Origin of the sequence: Vibrio sp. D404a (assembly GCF_030248535.1) — a bacterium.
In the GTDB taxonomy this organism is placed as follows: Bacteria; Pseudomonadota; Gammaproteobacteria; order Enterobacterales; family Vibrionaceae; genus Vibrio.
Map to the genome: position 1 here is coordinate 79,697 of NZ_JAHGAJ010000026.1, position 18,335 is coordinate 98,031.

17 protein-coding genes are annotated in these 18,335 nt (G+C 45.7%); 9 read left to right on the forward strand and 8 right to left on the reverse strand.

Going from position 1 to position 18,335, the window contains the following annotated elements:
- Positions 1-8 precede the first annotated feature (8 nt).
- The 3 genes from rimJ (at position 9) to KI655_RS16955 (ending at position 1,574) form a co-directional block, all read left to right on the forward strand.
- Positions 9-587, forward strand: coding sequence for a ribosomal protein S5-alanine N-acetyltransferase (rimJ, locus tag KI655_RS16945; protein ID WP_032548753.1), 579 nt, complete (start codon positions 9-11; stop codon positions 585-587).
- A 98-nt stretch (positions 588-685) separates the two neighbouring features.
- Positions 686-1,162 carry a DUF2947 domain-containing protein gene (locus KI655_RS16950; RefSeq protein ID WP_285407337.1) on the forward strand — a complete coding sequence of 159 codons (477 nt, stop codon included), beginning with the start codon at positions 686-688 and terminating at the stop codon, positions 1,160-1,162.
- A gap of 196 nt (positions 1,163-1,358) precedes the next feature.
- Positions 1,359-1,574: a hypothetical protein gene (locus tag KI655_RS16955; protein ID WP_032548757.1), complete on the forward strand. Its 216-nt coding sequence runs from the start codon at positions 1,359-1,361 to the stop codon at positions 1,572-1,574.
- Between the two features lie 124 nt (positions 1,575-1,698).
- Here KI655_RS16955 and KI655_RS16960 read toward each other — a convergent pair whose 3' ends face one another.
- The 3 genes from KI655_RS16960 to KI655_RS16970 all read right to left on the reverse strand — a co-directional run bounded on the left by KI655_RS16960 (position 1,699) and on the right by KI655_RS16970 (position 7,361).
- Positions 1,699-4,536 (reverse strand): Hsp70 family protein, encoded by a 2,838-nt coding sequence (locus KI655_RS16960; protein WP_285407339.1) that lies wholly within the window; start codon positions 4,534-4,536, stop codon positions 1,699-1,701.
- A gap of 234 nt (positions 4,537-4,770) precedes the next feature.
- Positions 4,771-6,729: an Hsp70 family protein gene (locus KI655_RS16965; RefSeq protein WP_285407340.1), complete on the reverse strand. Its 1,959-nt coding sequence runs from the start codon at positions 6,727-6,729 to the stop codon at positions 4,771-4,773.
- The gene (locus KI655_RS16970) at positions 6,729-7,361 is read right to left on the reverse strand and encodes a DUF2760 domain-containing protein (protein ID WP_285407341.1); all 633 of its coding nucleotides are present in this window, start codon (positions 7,359-7,361) and stop codon (positions 6,729-6,731) included. The genes KI655_RS16965 and KI655_RS16970 overlap by 1 nt, the downstream gene beginning before the upstream one ends.
- 349 nt (positions 7,362-7,710) lie before the next feature.
- Here KI655_RS16970 and KI655_RS16975 point away from each other — a divergent pair, with 349 nt between their 5' ends.
- Together KI655_RS16975 and KI655_RS16980 are read left to right on the forward strand one after the other, a co-directional pair.
- A complete protein-coding gene (locus KI655_RS16975) occupies positions 7,711-9,264 on the forward strand; it encodes a sensor domain-containing diguanylate cyclase (protein WP_285407343.1) in 1,554 nt (517 codons plus the stop codon).
- 201 nt (positions 9,265-9,465) lie between these two features.
- Positions 9,466-9,996: a 3'-5' exonuclease gene (locus tag KI655_RS16980; RefSeq protein ID WP_285407345.1), complete on the forward strand. Its 531-nt coding sequence runs from the start codon at positions 9,466-9,468 to the stop codon at positions 9,994-9,996.
- A 119-nt stretch (positions 9,997-10,115) separates the two neighbouring features.
- Here KI655_RS16980 and KI655_RS16985 read toward each other — a convergent pair whose 3' ends face one another.
- The 3 genes from KI655_RS16985 to KI655_RS16995 form a co-directional block, all read right to left on the reverse strand.
- The gene (locus tag KI655_RS16985; protein WP_285407347.1) at positions 10,116-11,801 is read right to left on the reverse strand and encodes an LruC domain-containing protein; all 1,686 of its coding nucleotides are present in this window, start codon (positions 11,799-11,801) and stop codon (positions 10,116-10,118) included.
- 12 nt (positions 11,802-11,813) lie between these two features.
- Positions 11,814-12,281, reverse strand: a complete 468-nt coding sequence (locus KI655_RS16990) for a hypothetical protein (protein WP_285407349.1) — start codon at positions 12,279-12,281, stop codon at positions 11,814-11,816.
- A 247-nt stretch (positions 12,282-12,528) separates the two neighbouring features.
- Positions 12,529-13,047, reverse strand: a complete 519-nt coding sequence (locus tag KI655_RS16995) for a cytochrome b/b6 domain-containing protein (RefSeq protein ID WP_285407351.1) — start codon at positions 13,045-13,047, stop codon at positions 12,529-12,531.
- Positions 13,048-13,232: 185 nt separating this feature from the next.
- Between KI655_RS16995 and KI655_RS17000 the strand changes: the two genes are divergently transcribed.
- From KI655_RS17000 to KI655_RS17015, 4 genes are all read left to right on the forward strand, one after another.
- Complete coding sequence (locus tag KI655_RS17000) at positions 13,233-13,589, forward strand: antibiotic biosynthesis monooxygenase (RefSeq protein ID WP_285407353.1); 357 nt, start codon at positions 13,233-13,235, stop codon at positions 13,587-13,589.
- A 218-nt stretch (positions 13,590-13,807) separates the two neighbouring features.
- Positions 13,808-14,359, forward strand: a complete 552-nt coding sequence (locus KI655_RS17005; protein ID WP_285407368.1) for a hypothetical protein — start codon at positions 13,808-13,810, stop codon at positions 14,357-14,359.
- A 98-nt stretch (positions 14,360-14,457) separates the two neighbouring features.
- The gene (locus tag KI655_RS17010; RefSeq protein ID WP_285407354.1) at positions 14,458-15,246 is read left to right on the forward strand and encodes a transcriptional regulator; all 789 of its coding nucleotides are present in this window, start codon (positions 14,458-14,460) and stop codon (positions 15,244-15,246) included.
- Positions 15,239-15,673 (forward strand): hypothetical protein, encoded by a 435-nt coding sequence (locus KI655_RS17015; RefSeq protein WP_285407356.1) that lies wholly within the window; start codon positions 15,239-15,241, stop codon positions 15,671-15,673. The genes KI655_RS17010 and KI655_RS17015 overlap by 8 nt, the downstream gene beginning before the upstream one ends.
- Positions 15,674-15,749: 76 nt before the next feature.
- Here KI655_RS17015 and KI655_RS17020 read toward each other — a convergent pair whose 3' ends face one another.
- Both KI655_RS17020 and KI655_RS17025 read right to left on the reverse strand, forming a co-directional pair.
- Entirely contained in the window at positions 15,750-16,202 is a 453-nt protein-coding gene (locus tag KI655_RS17020; RefSeq protein WP_285407358.1) for a TerB family tellurite resistance protein, read from the reverse strand.
- A gap of 170 nt (positions 16,203-16,372) precedes the next feature.
- Positions 16,373-18,328, reverse strand: a complete 1,956-nt coding sequence (locus KI655_RS17025; RefSeq protein ID WP_285407359.1) for an alkaline phosphatase family protein — start codon at positions 18,326-18,328, stop codon at positions 16,373-16,375.
- Between the last annotated feature and the right edge of the window lie 7 nt (positions 18,329-18,335).

The following is an 18,335-nucleotide window of genomic DNA, read 5'->3' on the forward strand; positions in this document are numbered from 1 at the left end:
GACGTTTGATGGAAGATAGAAGCACTCCTGAGCGTCTATATAAACGCTCAGGCAATCTGATTGTGCGTACCGCGGAAATAGACGATGCGTCTTTGATCAGTGGTTATTTTCAAGCTAACCGTGAGCATTTAAAGCCGTGGGAACCCACTCGTGAAGAAGCGTTTTTCGAACGCACGGGTTGGGCTCAGCGTCTAATTAAGTTAAATGAGCTACACAAAATGGGGCTGGCTTACTACTGCTTGATTATCAACGCAGAGACTAACGAAATGTTAGGCACCGTGTCGTTCAGTAATCTATCTCGATTCCCATTTCATGCGTGTAACCTGGGGTATTCCCTGGCGAAAGATGCGCAGGGCAATGGTTACATGCGTAAAGCGCTTCGCATGGCTTTGGACTACATGTTTGAAGTGCAGAAGATGCATCGCATCATGGCTGGGTATATCCCACATAATGAAAGAAGTGCGGCGGTATTACAGCATTTAGGCTTTGAGAAAGAAGGGTTTGCTAAAGACTACCTTTTGATCGACGGCCAGTGGCGAGATCATGTCCTCACTTCATTGATCAACCCGAATTGGGAAGATAAATGATCGCGATGATCTAGAATTAGAATTTGCTGAGTGTTTAAGCTCGGTAGTAAAAATATCAAGCCGATTGAACAAGGCTTTTTAAAAGTTAAGGAAATTTGATGTCATATACAACTTTGGACGAATACCAAAGAAAATGGATTTTCACTCATCAGTCAATGCCATTGCCTGCTGAAGACTTAGAAAAGATCAAACCTATGACACAGGCGCGTGCTTCTCAGTTCTGGAAAGAGAACGTGAGCCCGCAGAGCCCAGACGCAGAAAGACTGAGCTCACAAGACTGGCCGAGCAAGGCATCGAACTGGGAGCAAGAGATCAGTTGGATGGAGAATTGGGAAGCCGATGAGCCTGAGATGCCACAAGAGATCTTAGACTTTATCGATTGGCAAGATGACGTAACTGTTTATTTTTGCTATGAAAAGTACAATGTGCTTGAGACCAAATGGTCAGTATTCAAGAAGCACTGGAAGAACTTCCTATTCTATGATGATGGCCCAATCCTGTTAGGTCGTCGTCGCTCACAAGCGCTTTGGTTCGCAACCAACGGCACTGTGAAGATCGGCAACCGCGCAGATTGATCTTAAGCGGAATCGAACATGAAAAAGCGAGCGGTTGGCTCGCTTTTTTGATCGTGTCGAAGGCCATAAACTGGTGTGGTTAAATCGAGATTTATTGAGTCTATTCTCAAAATGAGATCGCTATCTCATTAGTTTATTTGAAGTTTTTCCGTTATGAACTAAATTTATAGTACTGCCTTAGTGGAGGTGAAGTATTATGATTTGGGAAACTCTCGAACGTGTAAATAAACTTCGCAAGGAAGCAATGGAAGATCCAGATTTCTTGGATTCGGCAAAAATGCATGAGGAGTGGATATTGAACGAAACTCATCAGCCAACTAAACGAGGAGCAAAACCAAAGAAACCTAAAAAGCTGTCTGATATTTACGAACACACGGATTTTACGATTAACCCAACTGGAACAAAACATTAGTAATGACAAACCACGTTATGGTTCAACGATTTAAATGGTTAAACAAGGTAACCAACATAAACTAAAAAGCCACTTTCAATCAGCGAAAGTGGCTTTTTTATTATCAAGTGATCGTGTTCAGCGATTAGCTTTGAATCAAACTCAGCCCGCTTGGTAGAGCATCACCAAATACGCGCTTAGATTCGCTCTCTGACAGCTCTGTTACCTCTGTCACTAACGTTAGCCACGAGTCTGGCACTTTACTGCTCTTCAGTTTCTCAACCACTTGGTCACGGAAGTCATCAGAAATATCGAATAAGCGGTCACCGGTTTTACGACAGATCATTACCGCCGCAAACGCGATCATTGGCTCTTTGTGCCAGTTTTGCTCAAGTAGTTTAGGCAACCACTGCTCAGCTTGCTCACGAGGGATCACGCTGTGTTGGCTACCATACAGTGGAGTACGTGAGGCCAAGCGACCTAGCGCCCACCAGTGTGCCTGCTCAAACTGATTATGATTGATGGCTTTGTTGAGGAACCAAGTTGAAAGTAGCGCTTTGTCTTCGACCTCAAGCTGCTCTAAAGATGCGGCTAAACGCACCATAGATTCATAGCCATGGTCTTGCGCATCTTTCGCTGATTTAGGGTTCTTCATCGCTCCTGGGTGCAGGTACTTAGCAATGTCTGCCAATATGGTCTCTTGCTGCTCTTGGTTTAAACCACCGGCAACGCGACGCCAGAACACCCACCAGTCTGTCCAGCCTTGGTGGTTCTTAAACTGGATGCCCTGTTGGTAGAGTCCCCATAATTGATCCATACGCCAAGAGTCTGTTGGATCGCCAAAGCCCGGGCGCATTGAATACCCAGCTAAGCGAAGCCAGTTTTTCTCATGGGCTTCTGAGCGGCGGCGACGTTTTCTACCTAAGGAGAAAGTATCAAACAGATGACGCAGAGTTGTGAAATCCCACTCGTCGCGTTTACCCAAGCGCTTTTCAAGATCCTTAGCGAGAGTTTTGATCTCTTTGGATTCTGCACTTTTCTTGTTGCCGCTGTAGAGGCGAGACACGAGCTCTTTACACTCTTCAAGGCGAGGGTGCAGCTTCTCTTGCTCTGCATCGTCACCTTGCTTATTACGTACCTCAAACTCTAATGACCAGCGCTGACTGTCGTCATTAACGCTCACGCACTCCATTTTAAGTGTGCCGACTTCGGTCAGTTGGCAAGCAAGCTGAACCTCAACACGTTCTTTTTGGTTGGCTTGCAGCTCTTTGTCATCAAAACTTTCAAGGGTCGAGATGTAAGGAGGAAGTGGAGAGAATAAGTCGGCATCGACATCCACCATCACGCCGTTTTGAATCGCAGTATCATGCGCGATCTGATCATGTGTTGAGGTCAACAAGTTAAAGCGAACAGGCTCACCCAGAGTCAATGAGAAGCGGCGGCTGCTTAGACGAATCTCGTGGCCTTCTTCGGTACCTTTAGCAAGCAGACAAAGCGCTTTACCCATCTTGTTCTTCTCTTGCAGGTGCAGGAAGTAAGAACGAGCGGCACCGCCACCGATTTTCAGTTGTGCACCGCGGCGTGCTTTACCAAAGGCAACCGCACCAAGTGCTACAGACCAGTCAGGGTGTGGATTATCCAATACCGTGATTTCAGAGCCTTTCCAGCTCGTAATCAGTTGAGTGATACGTTCAGTCACTAAATCACTGTTGAACACACCACCGTTCAATAGGATTGCTACCGGAATAGCCGGTGTAGATTCATCGTACTCGATTGAAGAGTTATCTAGCGCTGCTTTCGATACTTGTTGATGTTGAGTCAGGAATTCAGCGATATGTTTGCTGACTGCTGGATCGGCAACATAAGGAAGACCAAACTCAACCACGGCACTGCGGCGCTTGTCTGGAACTTCATTGAAATCAGAAAGAGGGAAGAAGCCTTCAAGAGCAATCTGGTGTACTTCTGATTTGGTTAATCCAATACTCTTAGTACCACCTAGCAACTTTGAACCGCTGCCCAGCATGGTGATTTTCACATCCTCTGGCGCTTCGCTAGAAAGCAGGCTTTCCTTGGCACTACGAGTCTGTTGAATAAGCTTTGTCAGGCTAGAAGCATTGAGCTTTTTGGTTTGGTTGAAACGCTGCTCAGCAAGGTGCGCTAATGCTAAGTCGAGGTTATCACCACCAAGCATTAAGTGCTCACCAACGCCGATACGATCAAGGGCTAGCTCAGCTTCACCGCCATTTTTAGAATTAAAGCGTGCTTCAATCAAACTTAAATCGGTCGTACCACCGCCGACATCACACACCAAGATCAGCGGCAGTTGCTCAAGCTCCTGAGCAGCAGTTTGCTGGTGACGTGCATACCAGTCGTAACATACGGCTTGTGGCTCTTCTAGCAGTAGAATTTTTGTTAGGCCTGCAAGTTGCGCTGCTTCAAGCGTGAGTTTGCGTGCTGTCTCGTCGAACGATGCTGGCACGGTTACCACAACATCTTGATCTTCCAGCTTGTTACTCGGGTTGCGGTAGTTCCAAGCTTGGCGGATGTGGTTTAGGTAGCTTGCACTCGCAACCACAGGAGAAACCTTATCCACATCGCTTGCGCCTGCCCAAGGTAGGATATCTGAGTTACGATCGACAGCTTGGTGTGAGAGCCAGCTTTTAGCACTGGACACTTGGCGGCCTTCAACCTTAGCACCAAGTTCACGGGCCCATTCACCAACAATGACGTTACTGATATCACCAGCAACGGGCTCAACGTCCCACGGCAGAATCAGGTCGTTTTGTGCAATCTGCCCTTGAGCTGGGTGATAACGGAAAGAGGGGAGTAGGGGTTTACGAACCACTTCGCCAGGGCCAATAAGCTGGTCGATGTCGAACAGAGAAACAGGGGATTGTTGTAAATCGTCGGTGATTTCACAGTAAGCCACCACAGTATTGGTGGTACCCAAATCGATACCGACTAAGAAACGAGGAGATGCCATACAAAACCTTTTTCTGCCAGAGTGATGACCAGTGAGTAGAGAGCGTTGATCTTATTGTTGTCTTGCTCTAGAACCTGATTCCATTGATGGAGGTGTAATACTAATCGTAGTAAACAACTGAGTCGGGAATCTCATCACATCTGGTTATAAATAGACTCCCTATCGATTCGCGCAGTGTGGTAGGGAGTGACACATTGATAAAATAACGGCACCCGCTAAGGTGCCGTTGAGTCATTATGCTTCTTCGTTGGAGTCGCTATTCGCATCTTCGCGAACGTCGAACTCAACATGCCATTTTTGACCGTTGTCAGTCGCAATGGCTTCTAGGTATAACGTGCCTAGCTCAGTTACGCGTGATGCTAGTGTTACAGGAACAACCTCACCTTCACGGCGACCTTCAGACACTGGTAGAGTCACTTGAATTTCTGGAAGCTCTTCAAGATCTTCTGGAGCCCAGTGATCAAGGTGAGTACCTGCTTCATCGTCACGGCGTGTCGTTGAACCAAAGAACTGGAAGTGAACCGGTTGACCGATGACTAGGCCGAACTCTTGGCTTGGTACTTGAACGCTTGAGCCTTCTTCCATACCAAATGGTGCAACACACAGTGCTTCCATTGGAGGAGCCATACCCGGAATTGCTGGCATCGCACTTTCAATACCCACGTAGTAAGCAGAAGCGATACCACCGCGAATACGTACGCCTTGACCGCGGCGAACAGCGCCGTAGTAAGAAGCACCACTTGCAACGGCAAGGTCAAGATCTAGACCAGAAAGCTGCTTAGCAAATTCAGCGTCAGCGTTGATCAACCACTCATTGATCGTGTCTGAAAGGCGATCCGCCAATAGGCTAGATTTCAGAACACCACCGTTGAATAGGATAGCGGTTGGCTTAATGAAATCAGCAGCAGGCGCTTCACCACCTGGCATACCTGGCATGTTTGCGAATGGGTTGAAGTCTTGCTGAGCCGTGTCTTCACCACATGATAGCGCGTTTGCTTGCTTAGAGAGGAAAGCAGCAATGTGACGCGTAATACCCGCATCTTGAGCGTAAGGCAGACCCATTTGAGTCAGTGCGCCACGCGTTTTTTGAACTGGGTGGTCTGTGACTGCCACTTTAGGGAAGAAACCATCAACCAGAGTTTGTTGAACTTCTTGCTGTGTCAGCTCAGTTTTTAGCGTCGCGCCCAGTAATTTAGAGCCACGGCTTGGAACCACGATTGGCACAGCTTGAAGCTCAGCATCATTCAGTAGCGCTTCTTTAGCGTCACGACATGCGTGCGTCATCGCTTGAACTTGCCAAGGAGCCAGCTCTTTGCCTTCTTGTGCTAGCTTCATCTTCAGACGGTAAGCCAGAGCAAGGTCCATGTTGTCGCCGCCAAGTAGGATGTGTTCACCTACCGCGATACGGTTCAGAGTTAGGTTGCCTTCGTCTTCAGTTACTTCAACCAAAGAAAGGTCGGTCGTACCACCACCGATATCGACAACTAATACGATGTCGCCAACTTCAACTTCATCACGCCACTGATCGTTGCTGTTATCGATCCAGCTGTAGAGTGCCGCTTGTGGCTCTTCAAGTAGAGTTAGGTGAGTGAAGCCAACATTACGCGCTGCTTCTGCCGTTAGGTCACGCGCCGCAGGGTCGAAAGACGCAGGAACAGTGATCGTAACATCTTGCTCTGAAAGAGGGTGCGACGGATTCGCGTGATTCCATGCATCTTTCAGGTGCTCTAGGTAAAGTTCAGTCGCTTTTAGCGGTGATACTTTTTCAACTTCTTCAGGGCTACCTGCAGGAAGGAAAGCATCACGACGGTTCACGCCACCGTGACATAGCCAAGACTTTGCACTAGCGATTAGGCGGATTGGCGTTTTTGAGCCTAGGTTACGCGCGATAGCACCAACCAGTGCTTTTGGTTCTGTTGACCAAGGAAGAACGCGTGATGATTCGTTCATCTCATGTTCGTGCGGTTGATATAGGAACGAGCCAAGTTGGCTGCGTGTTTCTACTGTACCCGGAGCAGTAAGCTGAGGGATTGGCATTACTTCAACGCGAGCGTCTTCGTTTGTCGTATCGATGAACGAAAGTACACAGTGTGTTGTACCCAAGTCGATACCAACGCTGTATTTAGCGCCTTGCTCTTGTGCTGGTTGTTCTTGAGACGAAGCGTCTTGAGATAAATGGTTGTGCTGTTCCATTATAGCTCCACCTCTGCTGGTGCGATTACTGATGCATCGTAGTTTTCAGCTAGCTTAGGCAGCTTCATTTCAGTCGCTTTCCAACCTTTGTGAACAAGCGTACCGTTGAATGGAGCGCTACCAGTTACGTTACCCGTTAGGCGAACTTCTTGTGGGTTGAAGCCTTCAGCTACAGTAATGCGAGTCTCTTCATCTTCAGTGCGGATATGAGATAGAGTCACGTAGTCGCTCAGAACTTTCTGACCGCCAGTGTGAATAACACGAGCTGCAGCGCCTACTTCTTCGTCAGAGAATGAAGTTAGGTCTTCTTTTAGGAAATCGATAAGGCGAGCTTCTTGCTGCATGATAGACAGAAGTTGCATTGCTGAATCAGTAGACGCGGTAGCCAGTTTAGACTCAACTTCTACTACTTTCTCGATGACTTTTTCTACTTCAACAACTTTCTCAACTTCAACGATCTTTTCGACTGGCTTTTCTACTTCAACAATTTTCTCTACTGGTTTTTCTACCACTTTTTCGACGACTTTAGATTTGCGAGACACAGCGATAAGCAGTAGTAAAACGCTTGATGCAGTAAGGCCTGCGTGAAGCATATCAAACGTTTGTGGGATAAGGTTTAAATCAAAGTTCATTGTGATTTCTCTTTAGATTGATTTAACGGTATATTCGCTTGTATAAATGAATATACTGGTCGGAAAGAACGGTGCTTTACCTTGAGGTAAATGGGTTTCTTTCAAGCTATAAATATGGGTAGATACTAGCATATTCAAGGCCTAAGAGCTTTATTTAATGGTTTTGAAGATAGGTTTTTTTAGTGTGTTAGCTTGAATATTAATCTGTTTGTGTTGTTTTATTGGTCGCTTGACTTGGATTTTTGCTAACGGTGTTCTATTTCTCTTATTAAACTGCAAAAGCTAATTAAAGACTGGCATTCTGTCGGTGTATAATTTGCTTGTTAATTAACATCAATTCGGAAGTCACATGCCCCATACGGTCGACCCATTTACTGGGTTGAAAAGACGTTCACTGCCGCTTATCACATTCGCTGTGGTTTTTCTTATCACGGCGTTATGTTTCATTATTGTCGTGGTGAATCAAAACCGTGCTCTCTTGTCGAACCTCGATAACTTTGCGGAAAACCAAACCCAAAGCTTGCGTGTTTTTATTAATAACGATGTGGCTTATATTGGTTCTGGTGCCAATTTTTTCTATTCGACAGACAGAGAAAACTGGGACAAATTTGATACTTTCGCCCAGCACACCATTAATGGCTCCAAAAGTTTGATTGGATTGCAGTGGATGGAGCGGGTGACTGAAGAGCAAATCCCTGCTCATACCGAGGCCATGCAAGCACGCTATCCTGAATATCGAGTTTTCACCATTCCTAAAGACGGGCCTAAAACCTACGGCTACATCATGGATGGAGAACCAATCTTCATCGCGTCAGACATCTATCCAAATTCCGAAGAGAATATTGGGTTACTCGGCTTTTACTCGTCCCGAGAACGCTTTAAACGCATTGTCGACAGCATTCGCGACACGCGCGAAGCGAACCTGTCTGACAAGGTACGCTTGATCCAAGATGGCCTTGATCAAAGTTTGGAAAAGACAGGCATGCTGGTTTATCACCCAGTCTTTAAGGGGTATACCGATGAGTTACTTGGCGTGGTTGTGGGTGTCGTACGCACGACTTTTTACTTTGAAAACTTACTAGCTTCAACGATCGGTGATATCGATGTGTTTGTTCGAGTCAGTGACACCGGTTTTGATGCAGAAGATGATCCCATTCTCTTTGAGACGGAAGGGTTTGACTTGGTTGCAGGTCACAGCATCAAAAAAACCATTAGTTTGACGAATCGAGATTGGATGGTTGAGTTTAAACTTGGTGAACACTTAACGCGAAGTAGCTACTTGGTTCTCGCCGGGATCGCGTTTGTCGGCTTTACGATTGCGCTATTACTCTCTTACATCGTTAATCTCCAAGTTAGAGAGAAAGAACGTCTCTCGCAAATGTTGGATGAACGAACCGAAGAGCTACGTTTTCTTGTAGAGCACGATTCGTTGACAGAAATCTACAACCGTCGAGCGTTCAACAAGCAGCTAGATGATGCTGTAAAACAAGGCTGTCAGTTCAGTTTGGTCAGTTTTGATATCGACGAGTTTAAGACGGTGAATGACCATTACGGACACCCCGCCGGCGATGCTTTACTGATTGAAATTAGCCAAGTAATTAGCAAGGTACTTAGATCTGATGACCGCTTTTTCCGATTAGGCGGCGATGAATTTAGCATTATCTCAACGGTGATCGAGACAGATGAACTGGCCGTTTATTTAGATACGATCTTGTCTCTAGTACGTACGACAGTCGTTGAGTATCAAGGAAAGCCGATTGGCTGTACGCTGAGTATTGGTGCTTCGGTTTATCAAGGTGAAACCAATAATGGTATTCTTCAGAAGGCTGATAGCATGCTTTACCAAAGTAAGCTCAATGGGCGAGATCAAGTGACGATCGCGAATACTCACAGCGATGGTTAGCGTGCTTTATAGCAACAACGGCGGTTTCTGTATCCTACGATAGTTGAGTATCTATGTGACTTAACAGCTTACCTATGTGACTCAGCAGACAAACATAAGTTGCAGGTGAATTGAGCACTTAACAGCCTTGGGGTCGAGATCTTGAATAGGCTCAGGTACAATCCCTGCTTTGAAATTTTAGACGAGAGAATTAGGCAACGTATGAATCACAATCGAGTAGTCTGTTTCGATTTGGAAATGTGCTGTTGGAACGAAGATGGAGTAGGAACAACCGGCGAGATCATTGAAGTGGGTCTGGCTGAGATTGATCTGGCTTCTGGTCAAATCGTAAAACGAGCACAGTACTACGTTAAGCCTGAAAAAGATGAAGTCTCTTTGTTCTGCGCAGAATTAACCGGTATTACTCCGCGTAAAATCGAAAAGCAAGGTCGCCCACTAGCATCTGTCGTTCAATCGATGATCAAAAACTTCGGTGGCCCGAACAAGATTTACGCTGCTTGGGGACGTGATGACCTGATTTTACACAAAGAGTGTATTGAGAAAGGGATTGAACCTCCGTTTACAGAGTTCCTCAATATCGCGACTTTGTACCGCATTCAACATCGTCTGAAAGACAAACGCATCGGTCACCGAGCGGCTCAAGAAGCGCAAAATATTGAGTGGGAAGGTCGTCAGCACTCAGGTTATGTGGATGCTTACAATCTCGCCAAGCTGACATTGACGATGCTTTAAAACTCAGCGTTATTCATTAGAAAAGCCACCATTACTCAATCGGTAATGGTGGCTTTTTTCTTATTAGCTTTTGGCTCTTAGCCCTTGGTTATTGGTTGTTGATTAGACTCACGAGTCCGTTACCACGTTTTAGATGGAGCAGGGTTAGAGTGCCAATCGGTATGGGTTGCACCGCCGCTCTCTACCCAAGGTGTAATGTCTGGGTAAGCTTGGCTGGTGTCTGTTCTTTCGTAAGGGTGAGCCCAGTTTGCAGGGATATCCAATGCCCAAGGTAGACCGGCTTGAGTTTGATAGAACTCGTTATCCTCAGCGACACTGTCATCATCACCGACGCCAAATATGCTGGTATTGGCAAGGTCTGTGTTCGGGTAGTTCATCAAGTGAATCTCTTTGTTTCGAGAACCAACTTTGAAAATGAACGGGTTGAACGCTTTTGGTGCCAAGCTGCTCATTGAACCATTGATTACAAGTGACGCGCTGTAATCGACCGCACTTCGGTTATCACCTGCTTCGGTGTTGTAGAAGTTAGATGAACCGTTAGCTGGTAGTAAATCACTCACACTATCAATTAATACAAATACCATCTCACCAGTGTGACCAGTTTCCGGAGTCACCGTTGTAGTCACACCATCAATTGTACGCGTCAGATTGCCGACATCAGAGGCTTCTAATCCTGCAAGAGATATTGCAAAGCTATTGTTGTCTGCCGCACCACGCGCTACTGCTTGACCATAGTAGTCGAATCGCGTGATTTCATTGCTGGCATTAGTGTAAACACCGTAGGCGTAGCGAGTGACGAAATCATTCAGGTCGTAATCACCTTCATATGGCCATAGATCTTCGTACGCTAGTGTATGCCAGCCAGTGGTTGGCGTGCGGCTGTAGAACGCGATATTCGGATCATTTGGTGCGTAGTCATTGGCATCAGCCACACCGTCGCCATCGCTATCACCAATTTCTGGCCAGCTGATTTCTGCAAAGTTACTAATCAGACCGTTTGAGTCAACCGCAGTTACCTGTACTTTCCACAGCTCACCATTTTCCGTTTGGTTAGCAGGTAGGGTAGCGCCGTTGTTGTCATTCTTGCCAACGAACTCATCGTCTACATAGAAACCTTGTCCAACATCGACAAACCAACGGTAGGTATAGGTGACCGAGTCGCCATCTGGGTCGGCAGGGCTAGGGCCTGTTACTGAAACCACTAGCGGGTCATTATCGCCTAAACCGCTACTGCGAGATAAGGTTGGAGTGAATGGGGGATCGTTCTCGATCTCCGTGTAGGTTACCGTCAATAAGCTGTAATCGAGCGTGGTTAACCAACCGTCGCCATTAACATCAATGTCTAAGTCAACGTTAATTAAACCGTCATCCAATGAAGCAAGCGGTAAGTCAAATACAGTGGTAGACCAATTGTTGTTGGTCCCTTGAAGGAAACCAGGGTTCAGCATAGTACCGTCGACGGTAACACTGTCGTACTCACCATTTTCACCGTGATGCGCCTCTGAATCCACATCATAGGCATAGATAGTTAGGGTCGCAGAGGTGACTTGTGCGCCTGATGGGATAGAGATGTCATGTTGCCATGAATAGTCTTCGTTCTTATCACTGTAGATTGAAAAGCCGTACCCAGAAGGTGCAACATAATGGGGAGGGGTACTGCTCGCATTGATCTTCTGAGTCACAGTGGTAGAACCATCGCCGTTGTCGACGGTTTGGTTCTCTGAAGCGGCTGCGAAGACTTGATTGGAAAAACTACACGCGGCGATGGAACCAGCTACAAGCAGTGATTTTTTCATATTATCCATAATATTCACTCCTTAATCAGCGTCTAAAACGATGTTGCAACTGACGTACAGATCATTGGCAATGTCTGTCGAATCAACCTGAGAGATACACTCATTGCCACGAACGAGTGCCACCAATTTAATGCCTTGCCATGTGTCCAACAGGCTTAATGTGTTAGTCAGTTGGCCGTCGCTATTGGTCATTCCCGTATAAAAAGGTTGGGAGTCAGTACCGTCGCTGCTCATACTGTACAGCTTGATGATGTGAGAGCCGCGTATCGCTGCTGCTTCACCGTCGCGTTGCGAAACGTCGCTGACAACATTGATGGTCAAATCGCGAGAAGTCGATCCGCTCCACTCAAAAGAGCTCGGTACGGAGATATCGGTAAAACTTTGTGTAGCTGCTGGCGTTGATGTGCTACCACCGCCTCCGCCACCTCCGCATCCGTACAAGGTGAGCGCGACTGATGTTGTTAGTATTGTTGGAAGTAGCTTTCTCATGGTTGATTCCCTTTTGTCCCTAAAAACCTAAATAGAGCAAACAGGGTGCCAAAAGTTAACTGATTGAAAGTTAGTTCTTTTTTGGGTTTTTGTTATTTTGGAGATAGGAGATCAAGTGAATATCTCAATGTGAGAATCAAAATGAAGATTCAGCAAGGCCAATCAAAAAAGCCCTCATTACGGTTGAGTAATGAGGGCTTTGCTCAGAAGTTGAGCTGCTCTTCAAATTTGTGGGTTACTGTTTCATCTATGACACTTTTCCGATGAGTTTCATAACTTTGTCCCCTTTATCAATAAAGTGATGCTTTAGTGCGCCAAGCAGATGAAGCGTGACCAACATAAGCAATATCTTGATGGCATTGGAATGAAGCGAAAACAGAAATACAAACTGTTGCTTGGGCGCTGTCAGATCTGGGATCAGCCATGTATATGCTGCCGACCATGGCGTACCTATCACAGCCATACTGATGCCGGTGACAGCAATTGTGATGAGCGTGATTGGCAACGCGATATGCACCATGGTCGCTAAGGTGATATTGAGTTTGTTCTTTCGAAGCACCTTCATGATTAGGTATAAAGAAACCGCGATGATGTGGAACCCTAATAATTGATGAATAAACGCCAAATTGGCTTTCTCGTTATGCTCTAAGATTTTGGTTAGAGTGAAGCCAATCGTTAATGTTGTTAACACTAAAAGCACCAAAACCCAATGAGATATATGAACGTGATTTAGGCTAAGTCTAGAATTATGTTTATTATTTTCCATAGTAACTTTCTCCAGTGATAAGTCGTGGAACTATATTTCCATCCCGCTCAATAAAGAAGAATAAAGCCTAATGTTTAATATTATTTCATCTTATTTGAATTAATTAATATTAAAATTGGTGTTTTGCCGTTCTAGGCAAAGAGTCTGAATGTTAGCTTTAACTCGCCTTTAACATGGAGAATAAAATGAACAACAAGTTAAAATATTGTCTAGGTAGCGCGTTAATAATATTGACGACATTTGCGCAAGCTCAACCTGTAGTGCTAATTAATACATTTTCTGTTTATGGTGACAAAGATGTGGAGACATTGGCGTATTGGGAGGAGGCTCGTGCGATTCTAGAAAAGCAACCGGGCTATATCTCTACAAGCCTGCATCGTTCACTTAGCCAAGATGCGACCTACCGTTACATCAACGTTGCTCAGTGGTCGAGTCAACAACACTTTATGGACGCAATCAATGTTATGCGCAATGAACTGCCAGCCCTAAGCCAAGATGGCATTGCTGCTGATCCCAATTTATATGAAGTTATCCGCAACTAATGAGGCTCCGCATGAATTCAAATACTGTTATCAATACGTTTAGTGTTAATCGCTCCGCCCGTCTGTTTGACTTTTCAGGTCGAAACCGCGCTCTCAAAGTGGTGAGCACTCTGTTTTTAGCTTTTTTTAGCTTAGTGTTTTCAATACAAAGCTCTGCAGCGGCCTTTGGCGTAGCGGTTGCGTGGAAAACTGACGACCCTCAGGCGATATTTGACGTAATGCCAAAACAGAAAAAAGCCTTCGCTCATCTCATCGATGCCGGCTATATCCATGACATGTTCGTGAGTGAGAGTATGGTAGGCGGTCAAAGCTTCCCAATCATCAAGTTTGTGATGGAAGCGGAGAGTGCTGATGAAGTGAGAAAGGTGATCGGCAATCTACCTTTCCAGTACAAAGACTTAGTTGAGATAACTGAGGTTCGAGAGATAGGCAACAAATGGCTTGATATTAACGTAGCATTTAAAAACTATGCGATCGAATTAGAGTGGAAAGAGCCAGAAGACAAAATGCTGGTGGATCAAGTTATCGCGAGAGACCTACAGAAAGTCGTAGACTGGAGCGCACAAGGTCGAATTACGTCAGCCTATATAATGGATACCAATATTGTTTCCGATGACGCCTCAGAGAAAATGATTCGCCCGATATATTCTATTGCGGTATTGGCGAAAGACGAAACTGATGCAGGTAATATTGCCCATGAACTAGAAGCGGTAAAGCTAGGTTTGGCAAATATGCATATTAGTGAATTAGGGTTTAAATTAAACCTGTGATCTTGATCGTATTATTATGATACTCTAAGGCGAGTTGTTTTAATTAAATTTCTCGCCTTATGAACTCATTAAATAAAGATAAAGTTAATATATGTGATATGACGTTAGAATTTGAAAATTGTATATTAAAGAGTGCTAAATTAAATAGAGAAATACCCTTATCACTGTCTGAGTGCTTTATTCTCAAATACTTATTAGAGTCTAGCCCTCAAACATTAAAGCGAGAATATTTACTTGAACACTGCTGGCCGGGGAAAGTGGTCACAGGCAGTTCATTGAATGTCGCTATCAAGAATATCCGTACCGCGCTCAAAGAGTTGGATGCGGATTTTAAAGTCGTCACTGTACAGAAAGAAGGTTACTGCATTCCGAACCTGAACAGTCGATCACAGCAGCAGGGACTTGAACTGGCAGGTGACGCCGAGAAAGCGCAATTGGAAACGCTTAGCCTCCCAGAAGCCAATGTCGAAACACAAAGCATTGAAAGCACGCCTCAGCCTGTTGTAGCCGAAGAGAAAGCAGTCGATATACGCCAGACCTCTTGGCTTCCAAAATCTATTAGTGTGGCGTCTCTTGCAGGGTGGGCAGCGAGTGCTCTAATCGTCGTTGGTTTCTACAACGTCACCTTTTTTATTGAGAAGGATAAGTATCAAGGAATTGAGGTGTATCACGACGGCACATTGTCTAATCTAGAGCAACTACCAGATTTACTCTCGCACGCTGGGGTTCAATCAGACGTGGTGGTGCTTCATCGCAATAGCATTCGTTGTAAGAGCACTCAGATTATGGTGACGAAGGGGTCAGACGCTGGTGAAGATCTGGTATGGCAAGATATGAGTGAACTTAATGAAACCCTCTGCACGCCTAAGGAGCCTAGCTATGCATAAATTCTGGACACCTATTGGAGTGACCATTTTGTCGATTATCGGATTTGGTATGGTATCGGCACTTTCAACTAAGAGTGCTTACCAGTTTCAAGCGAATTATGAAGGCCTTGGTTCAGAGTTAGTGTACCTAAACCTCAACCAAGGGCGCGTAAAAATGCAATATGTGGGATACGACAAAAACGAGAGTATTGTTAAAACCAAGCAGTTTTTTGGTGTATTCATGAAGTGGGGGAGCCACTACTTCATGTACCAGTTAGAACAATCACAGCCCTATGAGCCACAAACGGTTAATATCAAAAATGCCTATATAGAGGACATTAACGACAACCAGAGTGTGTATATCTCAGATCAGAGAGGCGTATTCGTAACCAAAGATGGCAAAGCACTCGAACTCAAGGCGATCTTACATGGTGAGCGCTTAAGCTGACACAAAAGCGAGCGATTGAAGTCGCCTCATTAAAGGCGGCTTGAGGTCATCTCAGACCTCGGTATCAACAGCTTTGTTATTTATTCTCGCCAATCACATTCAATTTAGTCTTAATGAAATCACTGTGGTCAACGTAAAGCAGCTCTGCGGTTTTACGGATCACGGCATCTTCCATTGGGTCTATCTCACCATCAGCGTGCGCCACTTCCCACATCGCTTGAATTAGGTCAATGCGAACAGGTTGAGAAAGTTCGCGCAGTTGCGAAGTAAAGTCGTAGAGAGAAACGGATTGCTCTACCTGCGGTTGTGCCTTCTCAAGCAGTTCTGCCGCTTCTTCCTCCGTTAGATCGAGTAGGCGCTGAATTAGCTTCAACTTTGCCGCTTGCTCGGTCTCATCAATTTGATGGTCTGCCCCTGCCACTTCACACAGCAAGCTTGCTATCGCGATATTGGGTGACGCTTTCGGGGTTTTACTAAGGTCTTGGCCTTCAATCAGCTGTTTGAAGATCGAAGTGAGGGAATTAAACATAACAAGCTCCAATAGTACGACGGCGGATAAACATCGAGCACTTACCGAATTGATAACAAAGAGATATAGGTAAGCCTCTTATTATTAAATATTGGGCTTACCTTGGCTGATCGCAAGTGGATTTACACTATGTTGACAAAATTGTCGTTTGTAGGAAAAGCCACTTGGCACTAATCAGGCTCTGGGAATCGAGTGACTTTGCCATCACCACTTAGGGTTGTGATAGAGATGGGTTTACCCGAATCATCAAGCTTAAGTTCACCAATTGCGCTGCGGTTTGAAAGTCGGTAAAAGCTCTGATTGTCAGGGCTTCGCTTCTCGATTCTCAAACGCTTACGTTTGGTGAAGTAGTTCAGTATTGAACGTGGGCTGTAGAGTAGTCGATCACACACATCGCAGAACTTGAGTAGTGGCGCTGGGAATTCATTCTTAATTCCGCTACAGGTGATCTGATAGATATTAGGGCTGTTCTTTCGGTAGCGCAGCTTAATGTCATAGGCGAACGAGTAGTGTACGTCACCCGAAAGTACCACGAAGTTGGTCGGTGTCTTGGTGTGAGTGAAAATGCTAATAAGCGTATTGGCACTGCCTGGATGCGCCATCCAGTTCTCCGCATCAATCACGAGTGGCTGACCGCAGGTCGTCATGATCTTCTGCAGTGCTTCGATAAACTTAACTCCAAACATAGGCGCAGCCGAGACAATGATGACCTTGTCTTGATGCATCAACTGGTGCTGAAATTCAATCAGCGCTTCCCAGTCCATTAAGCCAGAAGGTTTGTTCATTCGTGATTCCGAACGCCAACGTCGCGTTCGAGTATCAAGCACAATCACTTTTGGTGACAAATCGATGGTGTAGTGCCACTCCTCAAAACGGCTCAGGTATTCAATGAATCCCTGATGCGCTTGCTCGTCGATGATTGGCTGACGGTTTTCCGCTTCGTCATTGCTGCGAACCTCAAACACAGACCTCGCGTGTTCGATAAACACATCATCAAACTTTTCTGGTGCATTACCCCAGCCTTGGCAAAGCCAATATGAAGCCAAACCGTTGCCGATTACTTGTGTCGCAAGTTGGTTTTGTAATACCGCTTGTTCCCAACCGACGGTGAGGTTCCAATCGTCAGTCACATCGTGATCGTCAAAAATCATGTAGGTGGGAATGTGTGCGAGCAGGCGCTGGACTTGCGGCAGACCTTCAATGAAATCATTGATAACCACCGTTTCATCACGCCACTGTTGCTGCTCAAGCGGTGTCAGCTTTCTGCCACCTTGTTCAAAGTTATTCTCGATCAGGCGCTCGCGATTGATGCACTGCCACAGGGTTGGTGACCACACTAACAGATACATGGCGACAAATTCAGAGAGTGTCACCAAATGGTTTTCACTCTCACGAGAGCTAAAAATTGGGATCTTTCGATTTGGCAGCAGTTTGTCTAGTAGTGAATATGATTGACTGTGGTGCGGAAGATATTCATGGCGCTGGTATAGGTGATACTCACTGTCGAACAGAGATTGGCTATCTTGAATCGCAGCCACCTGTGCATCATTAGGTAGACGCTCATCTGGGAGGCCGAGTAACTGAATCACCTGCCAAATCGCATCGAGCATTGGGCCTGCCACATGATCGGCGTATATCTGATCGCCACTCATCATCAATAGATCAGGGCGCTCTAAAGGGGCTTGGTTTGCTAACTTAGCATCTGCTGCTACTAAGCTGTCTTTGCTTGGGTGGTGCGGATTACGACAAGAACCATGAAGAATGTAGTTCGATTCTTCAGAGACCACGAACTCAACACGCTGACGATCATTATATGTGAGGTGCGACGCAAGCTCTTTGAGGGAGCCTTGATCTGTCAGTATGTCGTATTCTAATGGGGTGTTGGTAGGGAATTCACCGTTTAGCTGAATCAAACTTACCCAGGCAGACTGCCCGATTTGCAGGCTTTGTTGAGTAGTAAGGTCTGCTTCAAAAAACGCCTGCTCATCATCGCGATGATAAAGTGATACTGAGCCTGAAAGGGGCTGACTGGTCACGATCCAAATTACGATCTCTTGTTGAGTCGTTTTACGCAGTATTGGGCCTGCAATAAGCAAAGGGAGTGTCTGAGGTGTTGAAGGCTTCACAGTGTTC